The 514-nt window shown below is 30.5% G+C and carries 1 pseudogene; it reads right to left on the minus strand.

Going from position 1 to position 514, the window contains the following annotated elements:
- Positions 1–84: 84 nt before the first annotated feature.
- A pseudogene (locus GBI16_RS18785) lies at positions 85–514 on the minus strand (hypothetical protein); the annotation flags it as partial.

Consider the following 514-nt stretch of genomic DNA (forward strand, 5'->3'; position numbering starts at 1 on the left):
GTGTTAAGTAATGCGACATAACTTTACCCATAAAAAAAGCCCAATCACATATTGGGCTGCTATCAGGAACTTTCAACCTTAATTTTACTCTTCAGATTTATCCTTAGGCGAATTTTCTTTCATATTTCCTCTAGCTGAATCGATAACACCAGAAGTTTGATCTACAACTTTCCCTAGCAATTGCGTAATATTATTCGGTAAATCTTTTAATTTTTGATTCAGATTCTGATCTTGCTCATCTTTGCCAAAATAGACATCGACAAGCTTCTCATGAATTTCAACTTTCTTCTCATTAGGCATAGCTGAAATAAATGGTTTCAAAGCAGTCAATCTTAAATAAATACCCTCATTTTTTTTCCAGAATATATAACTTCTTGACGCCAAGCGAGAAGTATAAGCAACAGCAGAAAATATAATTAATGAAAATATCAAACGAATACCTAGATATTTCAATTCATTACTATTTATAACTAATTTATTTTTAATTAAACGATCATGAAATTCAGCTAAACTT

Origin of the sequence: Acinetobacter sp. TUM15064 (assembly GCF_008980265.1) — a bacterium.
Taxonomy (GTDB): domain Bacteria; phylum Pseudomonadota; class Gammaproteobacteria; order Pseudomonadales; family Moraxellaceae; genus Acinetobacter.